The organism is Hymenobacter roseosalivarius DSM 11622, assembly GCF_900176135.1.
GTDB classification, from domain to species: Bacteria; Bacteroidota; Bacteroidia; order Cytophagales; family Hymenobacteraceae; genus Hymenobacter; species Hymenobacter roseosalivarius.
The window spans coordinates 1-18572 of record NZ_FWWW01000034.1 but is presented as its reverse complement, the minus strand read 5'-3'; the positions used below and the strand labels follow the sequence as shown (position 1 = coordinate 18572).

Below are 18572 nucleotides of genomic sequence, written 5' to 3'. Positions count from 1 at the left end.
GCCAGTACGTTTGTAGTCCTCCGAGCCTTCTGCGGGGGACATTTTTGCCTTACAGCTTTTCTGCCTTTGCTACCGATTTACGATCAGAAGTCCCGTATCAAGCTCGTGGTGCTGGCTGGTGCCCTGCTTATTGCCGCCGCTACGGTTATCTACACTAATGTTCTGGTAGGCCGCCTTTCCGAGCGCGAGCAGCAGCAGATAGACCTGTATGCCAAAGCCCAGCGCTACATTATCAGCACGGAAGAAGAAACCAACTTGGTATTCGTGCAAGAGCAGATTATTGATGCCAACACCACCATCCCCATCATCTTCACCGACGATCAGGGCAATATTCAGGGTACTAAAAATATCGACCTGCCCAAGGGCATTTCGGAGGAAGCATCTATTCGGTTTTTGCGCGAGCGGATTGAAAAGATGAAGGCCCAGCACCCGCCCATCGTGGTAGAGTATGCGGCGGGGCTGCGCAATTATATTTATTACCAGGACTCGGTGCTGCTCACCCAGCTGCGCTACTACCCGCTGGTGCAGCTGGCCATTATTGCCTGCCTGGGCGTTATTGCTTATTTCGCCTTCAGCTACTCGCGCCGGGCCGAGCAAAACCGCGTCTGGGTAGGTCTGGCCAAAGAAACGGCCCACCAGCTGGGCACGCCACTGAGCAGTCTGATGGCCTGGCACACCTACCTGAAGGAGTCGGAGCGGTTTCGGGATGAGCCCATCGTGGATGAGCTGGGTAAGGACGTGCGCCGCCTGGAGATTATCACCGAGCGTTTCTCCAACATCGGCTCCGTGCCCGTGCTGAAGGACGAGAACATCCTGCAAGTGACCCAGAACGCCATTGCTTACCTGCAAAGCCGGGTATCGAAGAAGGTGATGATCAAGATCGAGACAAGCCTGCCTACGCACACGCCAGCCAAGCTCAATATTCCGCTGTTTGACTGGGTAATCGAGAACATCTGCAAAAATGCCGTCGACGCGATGGATGGCCGCGGCAGTATCACCATTCATCTGCGCCGTCCGGCCCGCAATAAGTCCCAGATTGCCATCGACATCACCGATACCGGCAAAGGCATCCCCAAAAGCAAGCTCGACCGGGTTTTTCTGCCCGGCTACACCACCAAAAAGCGAGGCTGGGGCCTGGGACTAGCGTTGGCCAAGCGCATTATTGAGAACTACCACCAGGGCCGGCTGTTTGTGAAATGGTCAGAAGTGGGAAAGGGAACTACGTTTCGGGTGGTATTGAATGGTGAATAACAACGAGGGCCTCATCCCCTAGCCCCTTCGCCCGAAGAGAAGGGGCTAGGGGATGAGGCCCTCGTTGAACAGACTAACGGGTAATACTACTGGCCGCAGGGGTTTGAACTGGGTTTCCCTGCTGCAATTTTACTTCTTTGCGATTGGTAATTTCCACGTAGCTGTTGCCGGTTACGGGCTGACCGTTGTGGGTGCCCGTTACGCGGCACATGCCTTCCCAATAGTGCATTTTAATACCGGGCAGCAGCTTTAGCGTCAGCTCTTGGTCGGGGATAACAGGTTCAATCAGAAGGTCGTAGCCCTGGCTGGGCACCCGCAGCCGCCACCGGCTGGGATAGCGCAGCTTGGAAGTAGGGCTGGTCCAGTAAGCGAGGGTTTCCAGCTGAAAATCGTCGGCGGCGAGGTGGGTGTTCTGGGCCTGGGGGCCAAAGTGGGAGCCGCCGCTTACGCTCTGGCCGGTGGCTTTGTTGAATAGCTGGTAAGCCATGATTTCCTCCCGCGGCTCGTCCAGCTGAATGGAAAACCAATCCCAGCCCAGGTCCTTCGTGGTCACGGAGTTACAGTTCCATTGGCGGTCGTACCACAGTTCGCCTTCCACCTCGCGGGGCTTACCATCGACCTCAATAGTGCCGGTGGCCGCGAGGCGCGGGAAGCTGTAATAGCCAGCCTGAGCAGTGGGGCCATAGGTTTCGTAGCCCGTGCCGCCGTGCAGCAGGATGGGCTTGGCGGGCGTTGTCGTCAGGTTCACAGCCAAGCCCGGATGAGCAGCCATGCGGGCTTGCAGATGGTAGCGCCCTTCCTGACCGCTCAGCGTCCAGCGCTCATCCTTTTTCTTCATTGTAAGGCTGAGCGGCAGCGTGGCGGGCAGGAGCTTGGGCAACCGCTCCACCTTATAGTCGTAGCGAAATTGCTTGGTCTGCGGGTCGGTAAGGGCGAAGTTGACCATCTGATAGTCCTGCTTGCCCGTGGGGTTGAAGTGGAAAAACACGTACTCCACCCCGTAGCTCTGGCCGGTGGCTTTATCTTTCAGATGACCCGTGAAGTACCACCATTCCAGGGAGTTGCGCAGGTGGGGCGCTTCTTCCTGAGGCAGTTGGGCGCGGTCGGTGAACACGTCATGCTGATTGGTAGGCTTAAGCGAGCAGGCAGTAGCAAAGAACAGCGAAAAGGCGAGCAGCAATACATTTCTCATACCCCGAAAGAATGCCTTTGGGGGGCAAAAGGTTTGCTGAAAGTTGAGTTAGTGGCGTCGAAATAGCCAGGTGGCCCGCTGCCACAAGCCACGCGGACTGTACCAAGGTGGGCTTTCGTAACCGCCAACCACCATCAGTTCGCCTGAAAGCATTCTAGTATCTTGTGCAAGCGTAACAATAACTGAATCAGGTGTTTGTGGATTGATAAAATGCTCCTGCCGGAGATAACCTATTGAGTTGAATTGCAACTTGACGACATTCGCTTGGCGAAACTCGTCAGGAAGAATCAGCTCGAATTGCCCATCAGTATTAGTGCTAACTCCCACGTTGGTATCTGCTATCAGTACGGTGACGCCAGGCAACGGCTGTTGGGTAGTGGAGTCCAACACTATACCCCGAATCACCAGGGGCGGGAAATTGAGTGATAAAGGCAACACGCGGCGCGGCACCGCCACCATTCCCATCGTAATTACATGCTGCTCAGTCGGAATAGCGCGCTGAGCTTGGACTTCATGCGCTCCTCCCACCTCTAACCCGATTACGGCCGCAGTTGCAGCTACCCATTTCTGCCAACGCGGCGCTGGGGTAGGCGGCAGGAGCAGTGGTCGGTTAAGCTGTTGCGTCGCAAACCGCCCACAAGTTCGGCCCGACTGCTGGCGCTGCATCCAGGTGAGCACTTCGGCATCGGTCATGCGGGAGAAATCCACTACTACTTTGTCGCAGGCGGCGCAATGGCGGCCTTGGGCGGCGGGTTTCATCTGAGCCCAGCCTTCGTGGCAGGGCTTCGGAACAGTGATGGTAGAGCGGTGCGGCATGGCAGCTGGCGGTTACGGGTTTCCTGTTTGATGCCGCATCGCGCCCGATTCCACACGGGATGGCTGAAAACTTTTGGGCAAAAAGGTAAGTCAAGAGAAAGCGCTCAACAGACTGCTTCTACTTTCAGGTACCACCATCTGACAATAAGCTACCGGCGGGGTATGCAGCCCCGGCGCAATATTCTTTATCTTTTGCCCCCCAAACCCTCTGCTTCGCCCCTGCCGAATGAGTTCTTTCTCCTCCCTGTTCCGTCGTAAAGACATTTCCGCCATCCTGCAAAACCCGCCCGTCGATACCGCCACCCACCCCGGCAGCACGGAAGAAGGTGCCCTGGAACGCAACCTCACTGTGCGCGACCTTACGGCCCTGGGCATCGCGGCCGTTATTGGAGCCGGCATTTTCAGCACCATCGGCAACGCCAGCTACGACGGTGGCCCGGCCGTGTCGCTGCTTTTTGTATTTACGGCCATTGCCTGCGCCTTTTCGGCTTTGTGCTACGCGCAGTTTGCGGCCACCATTCCCATCAGCGGCTCGGCTTATACCTACGCCTACGCCTCCTTCGGCGAGCTGACGGCTTGGATTATTGGCTGGGCTTTGATCATGGAGTATACCGTGGGCAACATCGTGGTGGCTATTTCCTGGTCCGATTACTTCACCGGACTTATGCAGGGCATTGGGCTGGAAGTGCCTGCCTACCTAAGTATGGGTTTTCAGAGCGCTTACCAAGGCTACCATAATGTGCTGGAGCTGATGCTGGCCGGCCGGCCGCTGTCCGAAGCTTCGTCCGCCGACCTGGCCGGCTATCAAACCTGGCTCACCGCCCCCGTACTCACGGACTCTCTACGTTTGGTTATTGATCTGCCAGCCTTTGGCATCACCTTCCTGATTACCTGCCTGGTGTACGTGGGCATCAAGGAATCCAAGAATGCCTCCAACCTGCTGGTGCTGCTGAAGCTTATTGTGGTGGCAGTGGTGATTCTGGTGGGTATTTTTTACGTGAATACCGGCAACTGGACACCCTTCGCGCCCAACGGCGTGAGCGGCGTGCTCAAGGGCGTATCGGCCGTCTTCTTCGCCTACATCGGCTTCGACGCCATCAGTACCACGGCCGAAGAGTGCAAGAATCCCCAGCGCGACTTACCCCGCGCCATGATTTACGCCCTCATTATCTGCACCATTCTCTATGTTATTGTCACGCTGGTGCTTACGGGCATGGTATCCTACACGGAGCTAGGCGTGGGCGACCCGCTGGCTTTCGTGTTCACCAAAGTGGGTTTGCCCCAGCTCGCTGGTCTAGTGGCGGTGAGTGCCATTTTTGCGATGGCTTCGGTGCTGCTCGTGTTCCAGATCGGGCAGCCGCGCATCTGGATGTCGATGTCGCGCGATGGACTTTTGCCCCCCGTGTTTGCCCGCGTACACCCGCGCTTCCGCACGCCCTCGTTCAGCACCATCGTCACGGGTCTGTTTGTGGGGGTTCCGGCCTTGCTGCTCAACATGGAACTGGTAATCGACCTGACCAGCATCGGTACCTTGTTCGCTTTTGCGCTGGTATGCGGCGGCATTCTGGTAATTGATCCGCACGGCACTTCCGAGGCGCGCTTCACGGTACCTTACCTCAATGGCAAGTTTCTGGTGCCGCTCGTGGTAATCGTGGGGGGCATTTTATTGCTGATGTATAACGGCGAGCAGGTGGCAGAGTTCGGCCGTGCCGTGCGCGGCGACAGCGGCTACGAAGGTTTCCGCCACTACATCCCGATGCTGGTGTTCTTAGGCTTCTGCGTGTATCTGAGCATTGCTTCCTTCCGCAATCGACTGTCGCTGTTGCCGGTGCTGGGCCTGCTCATCAATTTGTATCTGATGACCCAGCTTGGAGTAAATAATTGGCTGTTGTTCTTTGCCTGGCTGGTGCTAGGTTTGGGCGTGTACTTCGGTTACGGCTACAAGCATAGTAAGCTGGGCCTGAAGAGCTAACGCGGCCCACGCTTACGACCGAACCCCAGCTACCGCCCGGCGACACCCTGCTGCTGACGCTTCGTCTGGCGGGCTCGGTGCCGCGGCGGCTGGCGGGGGAGTTGCTGGGGCAGCGCGTGGCGGCTCAGGAAGCGGCCCGTACTGCGCCCACTGCCGCCGCTGCTCAGGCTGCTCATCGCCAGGCAGATAAGCGGTTTTTTGCCGACTTTGATGCCTTGCTTGATGGCGCGACCGTAGAGCCGAACTAGCTGGACAAAGAGAAAATAGCCGAAGCCGTGGCTGGTGAGCTGCTCATGCTCGAAGAGCTGGACTTTCGGGTGTTGTGCTTTGCTATGGTGCCCAACCACGTCCATGCCGTGCTGCACCTGCCCGCGTCATCTGGGTTGTCGCTGTACAAAGCCCTGGAGCTGCTGCACCAGCGTACGGCCGCATTGGCTCGCCGCCATCTGCACGGCCAATTGCCCCATGATGCCGATTTCTGGCAGCCCGGCTTCCATGAGTACGCCGTGGCCGATGCCGCTGAGCTGGCCCGCATCCGCCAGTACGTGCTGGCTCACCCCCAACGCCTGCGTCTTGCCGAGCGCTTCCACGACTGGCCTTACCTGTACACGGAGTTACGCTAGCATTGTACCTCAGCCTCGACTTCAAACTGAATAGCCCACGCGCTGCGTAGGTAAAAGCCTATGCGCTACTGGCTAAGCTTACTACTGCTTCTGACGCTCACTGAAACTGGCCGGGCCCAAAAAATGCCCCCCGATAGCAGTACCGTCAGCCCTGACCGCATCGTTGCCTATTCCTTCGCCAACGATGCCTTTTTTCGCACCGATTATTATTTCACCCAAGGCATGACCTTGAATGTGGTACTGCCCATTCTGGCCAGGTCGCCGGTTAATAAAATGCTGCTGGGGGGCAAAATGGCCGCCGTGCGCTACCATGGCGTGAAGCTGTTTTATGACGGATTTACGCCCCTGCGAATACAGGATGCTTTTATCCGGGTAGGCGACCGGCCGTATGCTTCCTATATCTATGCTTCGCTGTATCGCATTGCTAATCAGCGGCAGCGGCGGCAGCGCCTCACGGCTGGCCTCGACTTGGGCTTTATGGGGCCGGCCGCCGGGGCTAAGGGTTTTCAAACTAAAGTACACGAGCTGCTGGATGCGCCCACGCCCCGCGGCTGGGACTATCAGGTGCAAAACGACCTGGTGCTGGGCTACCAGGTGGCGGTTGAAAAGCAGTTGGCCGCAGGGAGCAAATTCGCGGAGCTGGTCGGTACGGCGCGGGCCTCCGTAGGTACGTTGAACACGCTGGCTGCCACTGGCTTGCTGGTGCGCGTAGGCAAGATGAACCCGTATTTCAACAACCTGGGTGTAAGCTCGGCTGCCGGCCGAGCTGGGGGGCAAAAATTCCAGATTTATGCCCAGAGCCGCCTGGAAGGACGAGTAGTAGGATATAACGCTACGATGCAGGGCGGAATGCTTAATCGTCAAAATCCTTATACGCTGAAAGCGAGCCAACTGAAGCGCGGTGTAGTGCAAGGCAGCGGCGGCTTGGTGCTCGCCTATGGCGGTGTGCGCTTCGAGCCGTCGGCGACCTGGGTTTCGCCGGAGTTTCGGGGCGGACGTACGCACCGCTGGTTTCAATTCGACTTCTGGGGGGCTTTTTAGGCGTTGGAGCCGGTGCCAGAGTACACGGGTCAGAGGCGAAAAATCCGGCCCTGACGCTTATTACGGACATTATTCTATGCCAAAAGCAGGGCGAAAAAGACGTCGCAAGCCGACCAAATGGTGGCGGGTTATAAAGGCTAATTGGCCCTGGAGCCTGGCCCTGGCAGCCTTCACGGTGCTGGGTTTGCTGGTGTGGCGCCACGGCTGGTAGGGCATAGCCACCAGAACTAGTGGCTGGTGCTGCGCGAGGTGGTAAAACCAGCAGATTTACTTCGCTCTGTTTACCATAAAAACGCCCCCCAGAATAATCATCATGCCCAAGCAATGCAGCAGGTTGATGGTTTCGCCATCCAATACGCCCCAGCCCAGGGCCACAATAGGGACCAGATAGGTACTGGAGCTGGCGAAAAGCGCCGTAGACTCCTGAATGAGCTTATTAAACAGCACCATCGCGACGGCCGTGCTCATAAAGGCCAGCAGCGCGATATAGCCCAAAGCCTCCCAGGCACCGGGCACGGCGGCGAGCTTGGTGGGAAAATCGGTGAAGCCGAAAAGAAAAATCAGCGCCGGCCCCCCGATGAGCAGCAAAAGTAAGCTGGTGACGGCCAGGGAAGGAATGCCGTGCAGGTGGTGCTTAATCACGTTTACGCTGATGCCGTAGCCCATGGTGGCCAGCATAATATAAAGGCCATACCAGGCATTGCCCAAGCCAGTAGGAGTAGCTGAGCCACCACTGCCGCCCAGGCCCATCAGGACCACCGTGCCCACAAAACCGAGTCCGATGCCTAGCGCCCGTATAGGCGTGATGCGCTGCCGGAAAAAGATAGCTCCCACGAGCAGCGTAAACACCACCGTCAGCGCATTGAGCACGCCGGCCAGCCCCGAGGCCAGCTTGGTTTCGGCATAAGCGAAGAGGAAAGCCGGAATAAACGTGCCCACCACGCCGCTCAGCAGCAGATACTTGAACCGGCTGCGCTCCACGCGCCGCACATAGCGCAATCCGAACGGCAGCATCACCAGGGCCGCGATGCTCACCCGCGCCGCGCCCAGCTCCAAGGCCGAAAACACCTCCAGCCCCTTTTTCATCAGAATAAACGAGGTGCCCCAGATGCTGGCCAGCACAACGAGCAGCACCCAGGCCGAAGCCGGAATGCGTTGGGCAGGCGCAACGGTGGCTGCCGGAGCAGCAGTAATAGAAGGAGGCATTGAAGGGAGGCTGGGGGGCTTTTTTTGGAGAAGAAACAAATACCGAAAATAGTGTAACGCCAAGCTCCAGCTTGGTGCATGAGCGAAGCGAGTTTTGCGCGTAAGCAATATTGCGCGGTTCCAACCACTCGCCCTGCTCGTGCGCCAAGCGGAAGCTTAGCGCTACATTCCCACCATTACTGGTTCGGCAGCGGCTATTTCCTCCAGGATTTCCAGAATGATTTCGGGCTGCTCGGCGTCCACGAGGCGGGTGCGCCACTGCTTGGCACCTTCCAGGCCGCGGAAGTACTGGGCATAGTGGCGGCGCATCTCGAACACGCCCACGCGGGGGCCTTTCCACTCGATGCTTTTTTCAAAGTGCATGCGGCACATCGCTACGCGCTCCTCAATAGTGGGCGGGGCCAGCTTTTCGCCGGTGGCCAGGTAGTGCTTTATTTCACGGAAAATCCAGGGGTAGCCAATGCTGGCCCGGCCTATCATAATACCATCCACGCCGTAGCGCTCTTTATAGAGCAGGGCCTTCTCGGGCGAGTCGACGTCGCCGTTGCCGAAGATGGGGATGCGAATGCGCGGGTTGTTTTTGATGCGGTGAATCAGGGTCCAGTCGGCCTCGCCCTTGTAGAGCTGCACGCGGGTGCGGCCATGCACGGTGAGGGCCTCGATGCCAATATCTTGCAGGCGCTCGGCTACTTCCTCCACATTTTTGGTGTCGTCGTCCCAGCCCAGACGGGTTTTTACCGTCACGGGCAGGTGGGTGTTGCGTACCACGGCCGACGTCATTTCTACCATTTTCGGAATGTCGCGCAGCAAAGCCGCCCCGGCACCCCGGCAGGCTACCTGCTTCACGGGGCAGCCGTAGTTGATATCAATCAGGTCGGGGCCGGCGGCGGTGCTGATGGCGGCGCACTCGCCCATCGTGGCTACGTCGGAGCCAAAAAGCTGAATGCCGATGGGCCGCTCGTAGTCGAACACGTCGAGCTTTTTGCGGCTCTTGGCCGCGTCGCGGATCAGACCTTCTGAGGAAATAAACTCGGTGTACATCAAATCGGCCCCATTGGCTTTGCACACGGCCCGGAATGGCGGGTCGGATACGTCCTCCATGGGAGCCAAAAGCAACGGGAAATCGGGCAGAGCTAAGTCGCGGATGTGTACCACAAGTAGACGGTTAGAGGAATTTGCGCAAATTTACGACACTTCCCTTCTTTAGAAGCGAGTGCGGAGAAGTGAGAGGTGAGACTTTCGTTCTGCGTAGAATAAGGTAGAATAAGGTCTCACTTCATCCTTCTAAGCTCTCACCTCTACAATCCAACACCGATGAAAGGTTTCGTGTCCAGCCGCTTGCACCCGTTGCTGACCCTGCTCTTGCTCGTTGGCCTGATGGTGGGCGCGCTGTGCGTGGCTACTTTCTTCATCGCTATTCTGGCCAGCAGCATCTACGGCATCGGCTTGCTGGAGATGGGTAACGTCACCCGCCGACCCGACTCGGACCCCAATGGCTGGTCGTTGCTCATGCTCAGCCAGGGCCTGACCTTGTTTATTGGTTTTGCCGGCTCGGCCCTGGTGCTGGCCTGGATGCAGGGCTACCGCTGGGCCGACTATTTTGCCCCCCGCCGACCCACGCGCACCGAGTGGCTGCTGCTGGCTGGTGTCCTCGTTATTATCAGTTTGCCGGCCATGTCGAGTCTGGTGGAGTGGAATGCCGGCATGCACTTCCCCGCCTTCATGCAAGGCTTCGAAACCTGGGCCCGCCAAATGGAAGACCAAGCGCAGGCCATGACCAAGTCGCTGACGCAATTTAATTCGGTGACGCGCCTGCTGGTGGCTTTGCTGGTCATTGCGATAGTGCCCGCCATCAGCGAAGAGTTAGTGTTTCGGGGCGTGGTACAGCGCAATCTGGTGCGGTGGACCGGCAGTCACCACGTCGGCATCTGGCTGGCGGCGGCGATTTTCAGCGCCATTCACTTTCAGTTTTTTGGCTTCATTCCGCGCCTCGCTCTGGGTGTGGTTTTTGGGTATCTCTACGCCTGGAGCGGTAATATTCTGGTGCCTATGGCGGCGCACTTCACCCAGAATGCTTTTCAGCTTTTGCTGCTATACCTGGTGCAGCAGCGCGCTCTTACCACCACCTTCGACCCCGACTCGAACGAGAGCCTTCCCTGGCCGCTGGTCTTGCTATCAGCGTTGCTCTCGGCTGGTTTACTGTATTATTTATACCAAAAAATGGCCCCCAGCGCCGAGCCCACTGAAGCTCATACCATTGGCAGCACCGGCGTAGCCGTGCGCTCCGCCGATGCGCCAGTCCCACATGAGCGCCACACGCTCAGTGGCCGGGGCGTTGATGCGGATCGTGACCAGCCAGCTTCCTAAGTCTCAAAATTTTCGTTAACAAAACGCTCCATTTTGCCCCCCACACCCGCCCCAGCCGAATCTACTCTGACTGACCAGCCGCCGGGCAGGAAGCCGATGTCCAACCTGGCGCAGCGTGTGCTATTCGGCGCCTTGGGCGCGGTGCTGCTGCTGGGCTGCATCTGGTACAGCGCGTGGAGCTTCGCGGTGTTTTTTGCCCTAGTGCAGGCCAAGATGCTACTGGAGTTTTACCGTATGATGCGGCAAACCGGCTATGCCCCGGTAGCGGCTATGGGAGTAGGCGTGAGTGTGCTGCTCTTTTTGGGAATACACTACCTTGCGGGAGCAGATCATTACAATACCGATAGCAGCTCTGCCATTCAGATTTATAACGCCGATACAGCCGCCGGCAGCCCCCTTTCTTTTTACTCCTTTGGATTCTTAATTCAGCGGGCTCTGCTCAGCAGCTTGGTCATTATCCCGGTCCTGCTGATTTTACGGGAAATGATTCTCTGGCCGCGGTCTAAAAATCCCTTCGGAAACATTGGTGTGAATCTACTGGGCTTGTTTTACGTGAGCATTCCGATGAGTTTGCTTAGCGTGCTGGCCTTTACCAAAGATGGCTATGACTTCCGCCGCGTCCTCGCCCTATTATTCCTCGTCTGGACTGCCGACACGGGCGCATACATCGCCGGCAAGACCCTGGGCAAGCATAAATTGGCCCCCAACATCTCGCCCGGCAAAACCTGGGAAGGCTGGATTGGTGGCACTCTGCTCACCTTGGCAATGGGCTGGGCTTTAGGCTATTTGCTGCCCGATATGCCCCTCGTGCACCGTCTGGTGGCGGCCGCCGTGGTGGCCGTATTTGGGGTGCTCGGCGACCTGGCCGAGTCGATGCTCAAGCGCAGCGTGGGCGTAAAGGACTCGGGCCGTATTCTGCCCGGCCACGGCGGGCTGCTGGATAGGTTCGATGCCTTGCTGCTGGTGCTGCCGGTGCTGGTGCTGTTGCAGCTGCTGGTAGGTTGAGGCTTGCCCTGACAGCCTGTTTATCCATTTGGCCTGGCCTACGCTATTCGCCACTTGGAGCTGTTCGCTAAAAAGCCCCCGGTCAGAAATAGCAGGTGCAGCCACGAAACAAAAGCCTGTTTCTAGGCTCTCAACAAAGCGTAGATAAAGGATTGGGGCAATTATTGCACGGCATGGCCCCTGGCGGTCTTAGTTAGCGTATGTCCAAACCTAGTACCTTTGGCTACCCCAAATACAGGGCGCGTTTATGGCTCCACCCGGCCCAACCGCGCCTCAACTTATAATCCCACCCTTTTTCAACCCTCCCTCCTGTATGGCTGTCACCACGGTGTACAAAGAACCGGCCCCTATCGTGGACCGCGAAAACCCGCTTGAATCAATGATGTCGCGCTTTAATATCGCGGCGGAGATTCTGGGTTTGGATGAATCAACTTATAATGTGCTGAAAGCGCCTGACAAGCAGGTAATCGTCAACATCCCGGTGACCATGGACAATGGGCAGATTCGGGTGTTTGAAGGCTACCGCGTCGTGCACAATACGATTCTGGGCCCGTCGAAAGGCGGTATCCGCTATGATATCCACGTTCACTTAGACGAGGTGAAAGCCCTGGCGGCCTGGATGACCTGGAAGTGCGCCGTAGTCGATATTCCCTATGGCGGAGCCAAAGGCGGCATCATCTGCGACCCCACCACGATGAGCGCCGGCGAAATTGAGCGCATGACTCGTGGCTACACCCTGGCGCTGAAAGACGTGTTCGGTCCCGACCGCGACATCCCGGCCCCTGACATGGGTACCGGCCCGCGCGAAATGGCCTGGCTCATGGACGAGTTTTCCAAAACTACCGGTATGACTTCACCCGCCGTCGTGACGGGTAAGCCCCTGGTAATGGGCGGCTCACTGGGCCGGGTAGAGGCTACGGGCCGGGGCGTAATGGTATCCGCCATTGCCGCTATGAAAAAGCTCGGCATGGACCCCACCAAGTCGTCGGCGGCAGTACAAGGCTTTGGCAACGTAGGCTCCTGGGCGGCCAAGCTGCTCTGCGAGAAAGGCGTGAAAATCAAAGGCGTATCAGACATCAGCGGTGCCTACTGGAACGAAGAGGGTATCAACATTGACGAGGCCATTGCCTACAAAAACGCCCACAATGGCCGCTTAGAAGGCTACACTGGTGCCACCTCCATGGATCCCGACGACCTGCTGATCAGCGCCGTAGACGTATTGGTGCCCGCTGCCGTAGAGGATGTAATTACGGAGCACAACGCCGAGCGAATTCAGGCTAAGCTGATCGTGGAAGGTGCCAACGGCCCTACCTCGGCCAGCGCCGACGACATCATCAACCGTAAGGGCATTATGGTAGTGCCTGATATTCTGGCTAACTCCGGCGGCGTTACCGTGTCCTACTTCGAGTGGGTGCAGAACCGCCTAGGCTACAAGTGGAGCGAGGGCATGGTGATTGAGCGTGCGGCCCGCATCATGAACGATGCTTTTGAGAAAGTATACGCCACCAGCCAGAAGTATAAAGTGCCGATGCGCATCGCGGCTTATATCGTTGCCATTGACAAAGTAGCCCAGACCTACAAATTCCGCGGTGGCTACTAAGCCCTGAATATGTTACGCACAATGTCAGTTAGACCATTTAGCTGAGTTGTGCGTATGCAAACAGAGTAGTTGTAAAACTTGCAGATTGATAGCCCGGACCATTTGGTCCGGGCTATCTTTGTCAGGCTTTTGTACATTCGTGGCTAAGCTCGGCAACTTTATCAGTTTTCTTATTTGTTTGCTTAGTAGAACACCTGTAGCTGCGCACGTTGCCGGTTGGGTTCATCCTTAGGTCAGCGCAGCTAATCTGCGATTTATGAAGATTCACAAAGAAGGACGACGCATACTATTCTTTACGCTGCTGGCTCTGCTAGCCGTTAATTTGTTGCTGTTCCGGTTTAATAGTCGCAACGAAACCTTCAACATCATTTTCGTCGGGGTATCGGCAGTAGCGTTTTTGCTGTTGTTGCAATTTTTCCGCAGCCCTTACCGCAATCTGCTTACCCACGAAGACCTGCTCATTGCCCCCGCCGATGGCAAAGTAGTCGTGATTGAAGACGTGCACGAGCCGGAGTATTTCGACGATACGCGCAAGCAGATCAGCATCTTCATGTCGCCCATCAACGTGCACATCACCCGCAACCCGATTTCGGGCGTGGTGCGCTACTTCAAGTATCATCCGGGCAACTACCTTGTAGCCTGGCACCCCAAAAGCAGCACCAAAAACGAGCGCACCACGGTTGTAGTGCAGTCGGAGGCCGGCCCCATGGTGCTCTTCCGCCAGATTGCTGGCGCCATGGCCCGCCGCATTGTGTGGTACGTGAGCGAGGGCGACGAGGTAAGCCAGGGCGAAGAGTTCGGCTTCATCAAATTCGGCTCCCGCGTCGACGTGTATGTGCCTCTGGATACGGAGCTGAAGGTGAAGCTTGGGGATAAAGTAAAGGGTGGCGAAACCGTTATTGCCCAGCTGAAAACCCAGACGCCCAGCCTTTTCTAAGATCACAGTGTTAACCGATTCCGCGTAGATACTGCTAATTGTCTTCAGCACAAAAAAGCCCCCCAGACCAGTTCTGGGGGGCTTTTTTGTGCTGAGTTTATTCACTGCCAGCTATCTGATAGTGCAGTAGTACCATGCCATCAGGCCAGGCGTGGGTGCGCAGTAGCTTCAGCGGCCGCGAGTGGCCCTGCCGCCACAGCGGAATGCCGGCGCCCAGCAATCTGGGCACCACAAACAGCATCAGTTCATCTACCAGCTCCGCGTCCAGCAATGGAGCGGCGAGCGTACTACCCCCGATCAGCTAGATAGTGCCGCCGCTTTCCTGCCGCAGCTGCCTCACGGCCTCCGCTGGGTCTGAAGTCACAAACCGGACCGACGGATGTGCCGCCTCCGCCGGGGGCTTATGCGTGAAAACATAGGTAGTAAGAGTAGGATAGGGCCATTCACCAAAACCGACTACCTGCTCGTAGGTTGTGCGACCCAGTAAAGCCGTATCTACGGTAGCAATAAAGTCGGCGTAGCCATAATCCTCCCCCGGCGCTGGCGTAGGCAGCCACGCTATCGAGCCATCGGCTGACGCAATGAAGCCATCGAGACTGGCGGCTATGTAAAAGACGGCTTTCCGCATCCGGCTGGCTATAGGAAGTGTACGATGGTACCGTCAGCTACCTTCTGAGTCTCTTAAGCTTAGCTACGTTACTGACTTTATACACAGAACATTTTCAAGGTAGCAGGTTCACACTTCAGGCGACGCTTCCTTCCGTGCGCCACCTTCGCTACAATAAATACTGGGTGAAGCCATCAGTATAACTCAAATCATAGATTCTTCGAAAGGTCCAACTTGAAAATAGAGCCACTTAGGTCCTTTAAGCATCTAAGCGACCTGATTCAGCTTATTCAACGCTTTAGCTCAAATCCAAGCTGAGGTGTTATTCCGCTATATGCAACCGGGCATTAAGCCTTTATTATTTTGACTTATTCGAGTATAGAGTAAATAACATAAGTCGCCACAGGCAAAGCCCTCTTTTTGATTTAACATATTGAATATCAATACACTAATATCATAAATGTCATTAAAGCTCTTATGAGCTCTCAAGCTCGACAATTGGGCTAATCGCTAAATTCAGGAGGGTTCGACCTTCTTTACTTATCTGTTATTAGTAGACTCTATTCAGGCGTTGGGCGAGTAAAATCAAGCACTTACTGATAGTTTATAAAATTGTTGTTAAAATTCTGAAAAAGTTAGAACGGTTACATTTTTTATTAGATATTCACATATAAATTGGCCAATAGGCTCTAATTCCCAGCATTCATCGCTTTACTACTTATAGCTCTCTTTACCTAGTTGCTTAGCCTTTGTTTTTTGTACTTAAATAATAAGCATTAACACACCTTTTACCTCTCATACTACCTTTATGATTACACTCTTACCCACCCATAAAAGCAGGATACACGTCAAGGCCTACGGGTTCTTGCTGTTCTTGTTACTAAGCCTGCTTTCCTCCGCAGGCGTAATGGCTCAGACGGTCACCTCTGATAAGGATGACTATGCTCCGGGTGAAACCGCTCACATAAGAGGAGCCGGCTGGAGCCAGGATCAGATGGTGCACGTCGAGTTCAAAGAAGAACCCGAATACCCTGATTTCCACATCTATGATTTAGCTATCAAGGCCGACGGTACCTGGCAGATTGATTATGCCATTGAGCAGCGGCATTTGGGGGTGAAGTTTACAGTAACTGCTGTAGGGAAACAAAGCGGGTATACAGCAACGACGGTATTCACAGATGCAAACGTAACGTTAACTACGTCAGGGTTGCCATCAGGCACGACACTTAGTGTCCCAGCATCTTATAATTACAAAAGCGGTTCTAATACTCTTATTTATAGCGGATCAATATCTGTTCCAACCTCTTCTGCTATAGCAGTAGATAATAGCTCATTGCTTTATTATACCTTCCCAGCAAGTATCCTTGTTGGTAATGTTACTTATACAGCAACCGGGCTTACACCTGCAGGCAGCAATACACCTGGTACAGGTCCAGATAGAAAGCAATATGACATGTCTACTAATGTAGGTACAGGTGCAATAACAATAACATCTACCTATGCTCCCGCAGCTCCTACGATAACTAGTATCTCTCCCACAAGTAAGAATGTTGGTGATGCAGCATTCACATTAACAGTAACAGGTACTAATTTTTTATCGACATCTAAAGTCCGCTTCAATGGGACAGACAGGCCTACTACTTATGTAAGTGCTACTTCTCTCACGGCAAGCATTCCAGCAACTGATCTGACAACTGCTGGCTCGTACAACATTACTGTCTTTACGCCAGCCCCGGGGGGAGGAACATCAACTGCAGCGACTTTCAATGTAGTTGCTACTAAAGCGACAACGTCATTTTTGACCCTTTCAGCACCTACTGTCTCCTACGGTACAGCTACCACGGCTTTATCTGGTACTATCACTTCTAGTACAGGCGCAGTCCCAACGGGTAATGTAGCTATAACATTAAATGGTGTTACACAGAATGCCTCTATCAATTCTACGGGGGGCTTTACATCTGATTTTAACACAGGTTCTCTTGGCGTAGGGTCTTCACCTCTGTCTATAACTTACTCTTACGCAGGTAACACTAGCTTTCAGGGTGTTAGTGATGCTACTAAAGCTTTAACTATCGGCGCTCGTCCGATTACGGTGACGGCCGATGCACAAAGCAAGACCTACGGCGGCACGGAGCCGAGCCTGACCTACAAGGTGACCAGCGGTAGCCTGGTGAGCGGGGACTCGTTCACGGGTAGCCTGACGCGTGCGCCGGGGGAGAGCGTGGGCACCTACGCCATCACCAACACCCGCACCACGGGTGCCTTGACGGCCGGTACCAACTACGAGCTGACGTATGCGGGCGCTAACCTGGTGATCGGCGCTCGTCCGATTACGGTGACGGCCGATGCACAAAGCAAGACCTACGGCGGCACGGAGCCGAGCCTGACCTACAAGGTGACCAGCGGTAGCTTAGTTACGGGCGACAGCTTCTCCGGCGCGCTAACGCGCGAGCCGGGCAACTCGGTGGGCACGTATGCTATCACGCAAGGCACGTTCTCCGCCGGTACCAACTACGAGCTGACGTATGCGGGCGCTAACCTGGTGATCACGGCCAAAGCGTTGACGGCCTCTTTCACGGCTGATAACAAGGTGTATGACGGCAATACCAGCGCCACGATCCTGACCCATAGCTTAAGCGGGGTGTTGTCGGCCGATGCGGACAAGGTCAGCCTGACGGGGGGCACGGCCACGTTTGCCACGGCGAGCGTAGCCACCGGCAAGACGGTGACCTTGACCGGTGCTGTGCTGGGCGGGGATGCCCGAGGCAACTACTCGCTGAACACGACGCCGGCGGTAACCACCACGGCCGACATCACGGCCAAAGCGTTGACGGTAGCTGGGGTAACGGCTGACAACAAAGTGTACGATGGCAAGACTGCTGCGACCCTCACCACCACTGGCGCGACCTTGTCGGGAGTGGTGACAGGCGAAACGGTAACGCTGACTTCGACGACTGCCCCCGCCACATTTGCCACGGCGGCAGTGGCCAACGGCAAAGCTGTAAACGTGACGGGCTTGGGCGTGTCCTCGAGCAATTATACCTTGACTCAGCCCACCGGGCTGACGGCCAACATAACGGCCAAGCAGCTCACGCCAATGATTACTGCCAGCAACAAAGTGTATGATGGTACCACGGCCGCTACTCTAAGCAGCCAGTCGCTGACAGGTATGGTAACCGGAGAAACGGCGGTGACGCTGGTAGTCGGGGCCAAGAGTTTCGATAACGCCAATGTTGGCACCCGCACTGTCACAGCCAGTAACCTAAGTTTGGGCGGTACACAGGCCAGCAACTATAGCTTGGCAATCAATACTACTGTCTCAACCTCGGCTAACATCACGCAGGCTACTCCAACTGTAACAGCTACTGGCGGAACCTTCATATATGATGGCGAAATGCATAATGGCAGCGGTTCAGCGACAGGGGTTGGAACACCAGCTGAGGTCTTATCGTCCGTAACCCTAAGCTATAGTGGTACCAGCAATGGTGGCGTTGCTTACGGTCCAAGTGCTACAGCTCCGACCAATGCAGGCAACTACACAGTAATAGCTTCATTTGCTGGAAATGATAACTATAAGTCTGCCTCTAGTAACCCGGTGGCACTTACTATCACACCACAAACAGCTAGCCCAGTTGCTGATACCTACTACACGGGCTCTAGCTACTTCTGGACGTCGGGCACGAGCAGCAACACGGCTACTTTGAACCTGGTGGCCACCGTGAAGAACAACGCCAACTTTACTGGCAATATCACAACTGCTAAAGTATCGTTCTTCGTTCGTAACGGCACCTCACTTACCCCTATCAATGGCGCTCAGAATCTGCCGGTTGGCGTGGTTAATCCTGGCGATTTGACGGTAGGAACTGCTGCTGCTAATGTGCAATACAGCATTAGTGGTACCGCCGCTACCCTGAATATTGCAGTAGTCGTTACGGGTAACTACAAGAGTATAAGT

Annotated in this window: 16 protein-coding genes; 9 read left to right on the top strand and 7 right to left on the bottom strand. The window is 55.7% G+C overall.

Annotated features, from left to right (window positions below; genetic code table 11):
• Positions 1–66 precede the first annotated feature (66 nt).
• Positions 67–1251 (top strand): ATP-binding protein, encoded by a 1185-nt coding sequence (locus B9A24_RS01690; RefSeq protein ID WP_084443401.1) that lies wholly within the window; start codon positions 67–69, stop codon positions 1249–1251.
• A gap of 73 nt (positions 1252–1324) precedes the next feature.
• On the opposite strand, the gene B9A24_RS01685 is transcribed toward B9A24_RS01690, so the two are convergent.
• Together B9A24_RS01685 and B9A24_RS01680 are read right to left on the bottom strand one after the other, a co-directional pair.
• Positions 1325–2443, bottom strand: a complete 1119-nt coding sequence (locus B9A24_RS01685; RefSeq protein ID WP_084443400.1) for a lipocalin family protein — start codon at positions 2441–2443, stop codon at positions 1325–1327.
• A 48-nt stretch (positions 2444–2491) separates the two neighbouring features.
• Positions 2492–3259 (bottom strand): carboxypeptidase-like regulatory domain-containing protein, encoded by a 768-nt coding sequence (locus B9A24_RS01680; protein ID WP_084443399.1) that lies wholly within the window; start codon positions 3257–3259, stop codon positions 2492–2494.
• A 226-nt stretch (positions 3260–3485) separates the two neighbouring features.
• Between B9A24_RS01680 and B9A24_RS01675 the strand changes: the two genes are divergently transcribed.
• Positions 3486–5231, top strand: coding sequence for an amino acid permease (locus tag B9A24_RS01675; protein ID WP_084443398.1), 1746 nt, complete (start codon positions 3486–3488; stop codon positions 5229–5231).
• A 29-nt stretch (positions 5232–5260) separates the two neighbouring features.
• On the opposite strand, the gene B9A24_RS21955 is transcribed toward B9A24_RS01675, so the two are convergent.
• The gene (locus B9A24_RS21955; protein ID WP_159451915.1) at positions 5261–5578 is read right to left on the bottom strand and encodes a hypothetical protein; all 318 of its coding nucleotides are present in this window, start codon (positions 5576–5578) and stop codon (positions 5261–5263) included.
• Between B9A24_RS21955 and B9A24_RS01670 the strand changes: the two genes are divergently transcribed.
• Together B9A24_RS01670 and B9A24_RS01665 are read left to right on the top strand one after the other, a co-directional pair.
• Complete coding sequence (locus B9A24_RS01670; protein WP_159451914.1) at positions 5564–5854, top strand: transposase; 291 nt, start codon at positions 5564–5566, stop codon at positions 5852–5854. The two genes, B9A24_RS21955 and B9A24_RS01670, sit on opposite strands and share 15 nt — an antisense overlap.
• Before the next feature lie 60 nt (positions 5855–5914).
• A complete protein-coding gene (locus B9A24_RS01665) occupies positions 5915–6895 on the top strand; it encodes a lipid A deacylase LpxR family protein (protein ID WP_084443396.1) in 981 nt (326 codons plus the stop codon).
• Positions 6896–7162: 267 nt separating this feature from the next.
• Here B9A24_RS01665 and B9A24_RS01660 read toward each other — a convergent pair whose 3' ends face one another.
• Both B9A24_RS01660 and dusB read right to left on the bottom strand, forming a co-directional pair.
• Entirely contained in the window at positions 7163–8101 is a 939-nt protein-coding gene (locus B9A24_RS01660; RefSeq protein WP_084443395.1) for a DMT family transporter, read from the bottom strand.
• A gap of 162 nt (positions 8102–8263) precedes the next feature.
• Positions 8264–9256: a tRNA dihydrouridine synthase DusB gene (gene dusB / locus B9A24_RS01655; protein WP_084443394.1), complete on the bottom strand. Its 993-nt coding sequence runs from the start codon at positions 9254–9256 to the stop codon at positions 8264–8266.
• 159 nt (positions 9257–9415) lie between these two features.
• Here dusB and B9A24_RS01650 point away from each other — a divergent pair, with 159 nt between their 5' ends.
• The 4 genes from B9A24_RS01650 to B9A24_RS01635 all read left to right on the top strand — a co-directional run bounded on the left by B9A24_RS01650 (position 9416) and on the right by B9A24_RS01635 (position 14010).
• Complete coding sequence (locus tag B9A24_RS01650; RefSeq protein WP_084443393.1) at positions 9416–10468, top strand: CPBP family intramembrane glutamic endopeptidase; 1053 nt, start codon at positions 9416–9418, stop codon at positions 10466–10468.
• Positions 10469–10501: 33 nt separating this feature from the next.
• Positions 10502–11473: a phosphatidate cytidylyltransferase gene (locus tag B9A24_RS01645; RefSeq protein WP_143434699.1), complete on the top strand. Its 972-nt coding sequence runs from the start codon at positions 10502–10504 to the stop codon at positions 11471–11473.
• 313 nt (positions 11474–11786) lie between these two features.
• Positions 11787–13073 (top strand): Glu/Leu/Phe/Val family dehydrogenase, encoded by a 1287-nt coding sequence (locus B9A24_RS01640; protein WP_084443391.1) that lies wholly within the window; start codon positions 11787–11789, stop codon positions 13071–13073.
• A 256-nt stretch (positions 13074–13329) separates the two neighbouring features.
• Complete coding sequence (locus B9A24_RS01635) at positions 13330–14010, top strand: phosphatidylserine decarboxylase family protein (protein ID WP_084443390.1); 681 nt, start codon at positions 13330–13332, stop codon at positions 14008–14010.
• Positions 14011–14107: 97 nt separating this feature from the next.
• Here the strand turns inward: B9A24_RS01635 and B9A24_RS01630 are convergent, their stop codons facing one another.
• Positions 14108–14308: a dihydrofolate reductase family protein gene (locus tag B9A24_RS01630; RefSeq protein WP_262490575.1), complete on the bottom strand. Its 201-nt coding sequence runs from the start codon at positions 14306–14308 to the stop codon at positions 14108–14110.
• Between the two features lie 3 nt (positions 14309–14311).
• A complete protein-coding gene (locus B9A24_RS01625; protein WP_084443388.1) occupies positions 14312–14638 on the bottom strand; it encodes a dihydrofolate reductase family protein in 327 nt (108 codons plus the stop codon).
• A 2071-nt stretch (positions 14639–16709) separates the two neighbouring features.
• On the opposite strand from B9A24_RS01625, the gene B9A24_RS01620 reads away from it, so the two are divergent.
• Positions 16710–18572 (top strand): beta strand repeat-containing protein (locus B9A24_RS01620; RefSeq protein WP_200813846.1); only part of this gene is annotated, 1863 nt, incomplete at its 3' end.

Bases quoted from the DNA above. Each gene is read 5' to 3' on its own strand.
- B9A24_RS01685 (WP_084443400.1), bottom strand. From the start codon at position 2,443: ATGAGAAATGTATTGCTGCTCGCCTTTTCGCTGTTCTTTGCTACTGCC.
- B9A24_RS01680 (WP_084443399.1), bottom strand. From the start codon at position 3,259: ATGCCGCACCGCTCTACCATCACTGTTCCGAAGCCCTGCCACGAAGGC.
- B9A24_RS01675 (WP_084443398.1), top strand. From the start codon at position 3,486: ATGAGTTCTTTCTCCTCCCTGTTCCGTCGTAAAGACATTTCCGCCATC.
- B9A24_RS01670 (WP_159451914.1), top strand. From the start codon at position 5,564: ATGGTGCCCAACCACGTCCATGCCGTGCTGCACCTGCCCGCGTCATCT.
- B9A24_RS01665 (WP_084443396.1), top strand. From the start codon at position 5,915: ATGCGCTACTGGCTAAGCTTACTACTGCTTCTGACGCTCACTGAAACT.
- B9A24_RS01660 (WP_084443395.1), bottom strand. From the start codon at position 8,101: ATGCCTCCTTCTATTACTGCTGCTCCGGCAGCCACCGTTGCGCCTGCC.
- B9A24_RS01650 (WP_084443393.1), top strand. From the start codon at position 9,416: ATGAAAGGTTTCGTGTCCAGCCGCTTGCACCCGTTGCTGACCCTGCTC.
- B9A24_RS01640 (WP_084443391.1), top strand. From the start codon at position 11,787: ATGGCTGTCACCACGGTGTACAAAGAACCGGCCCCTATCGTGGACCGC.
- B9A24_RS01635 (WP_084443390.1), top strand. From the start codon at position 13,330: ATGAAGATTCACAAAGAAGGACGACGCATACTATTCTTTACGCTGCTG.
- B9A24_RS01625 (WP_084443388.1), bottom strand. From the start codon at position 14,638: ATGCGGAAAGCCGTCTTTTACATAGCCGCCAGTCTCGATGGCTTCATT.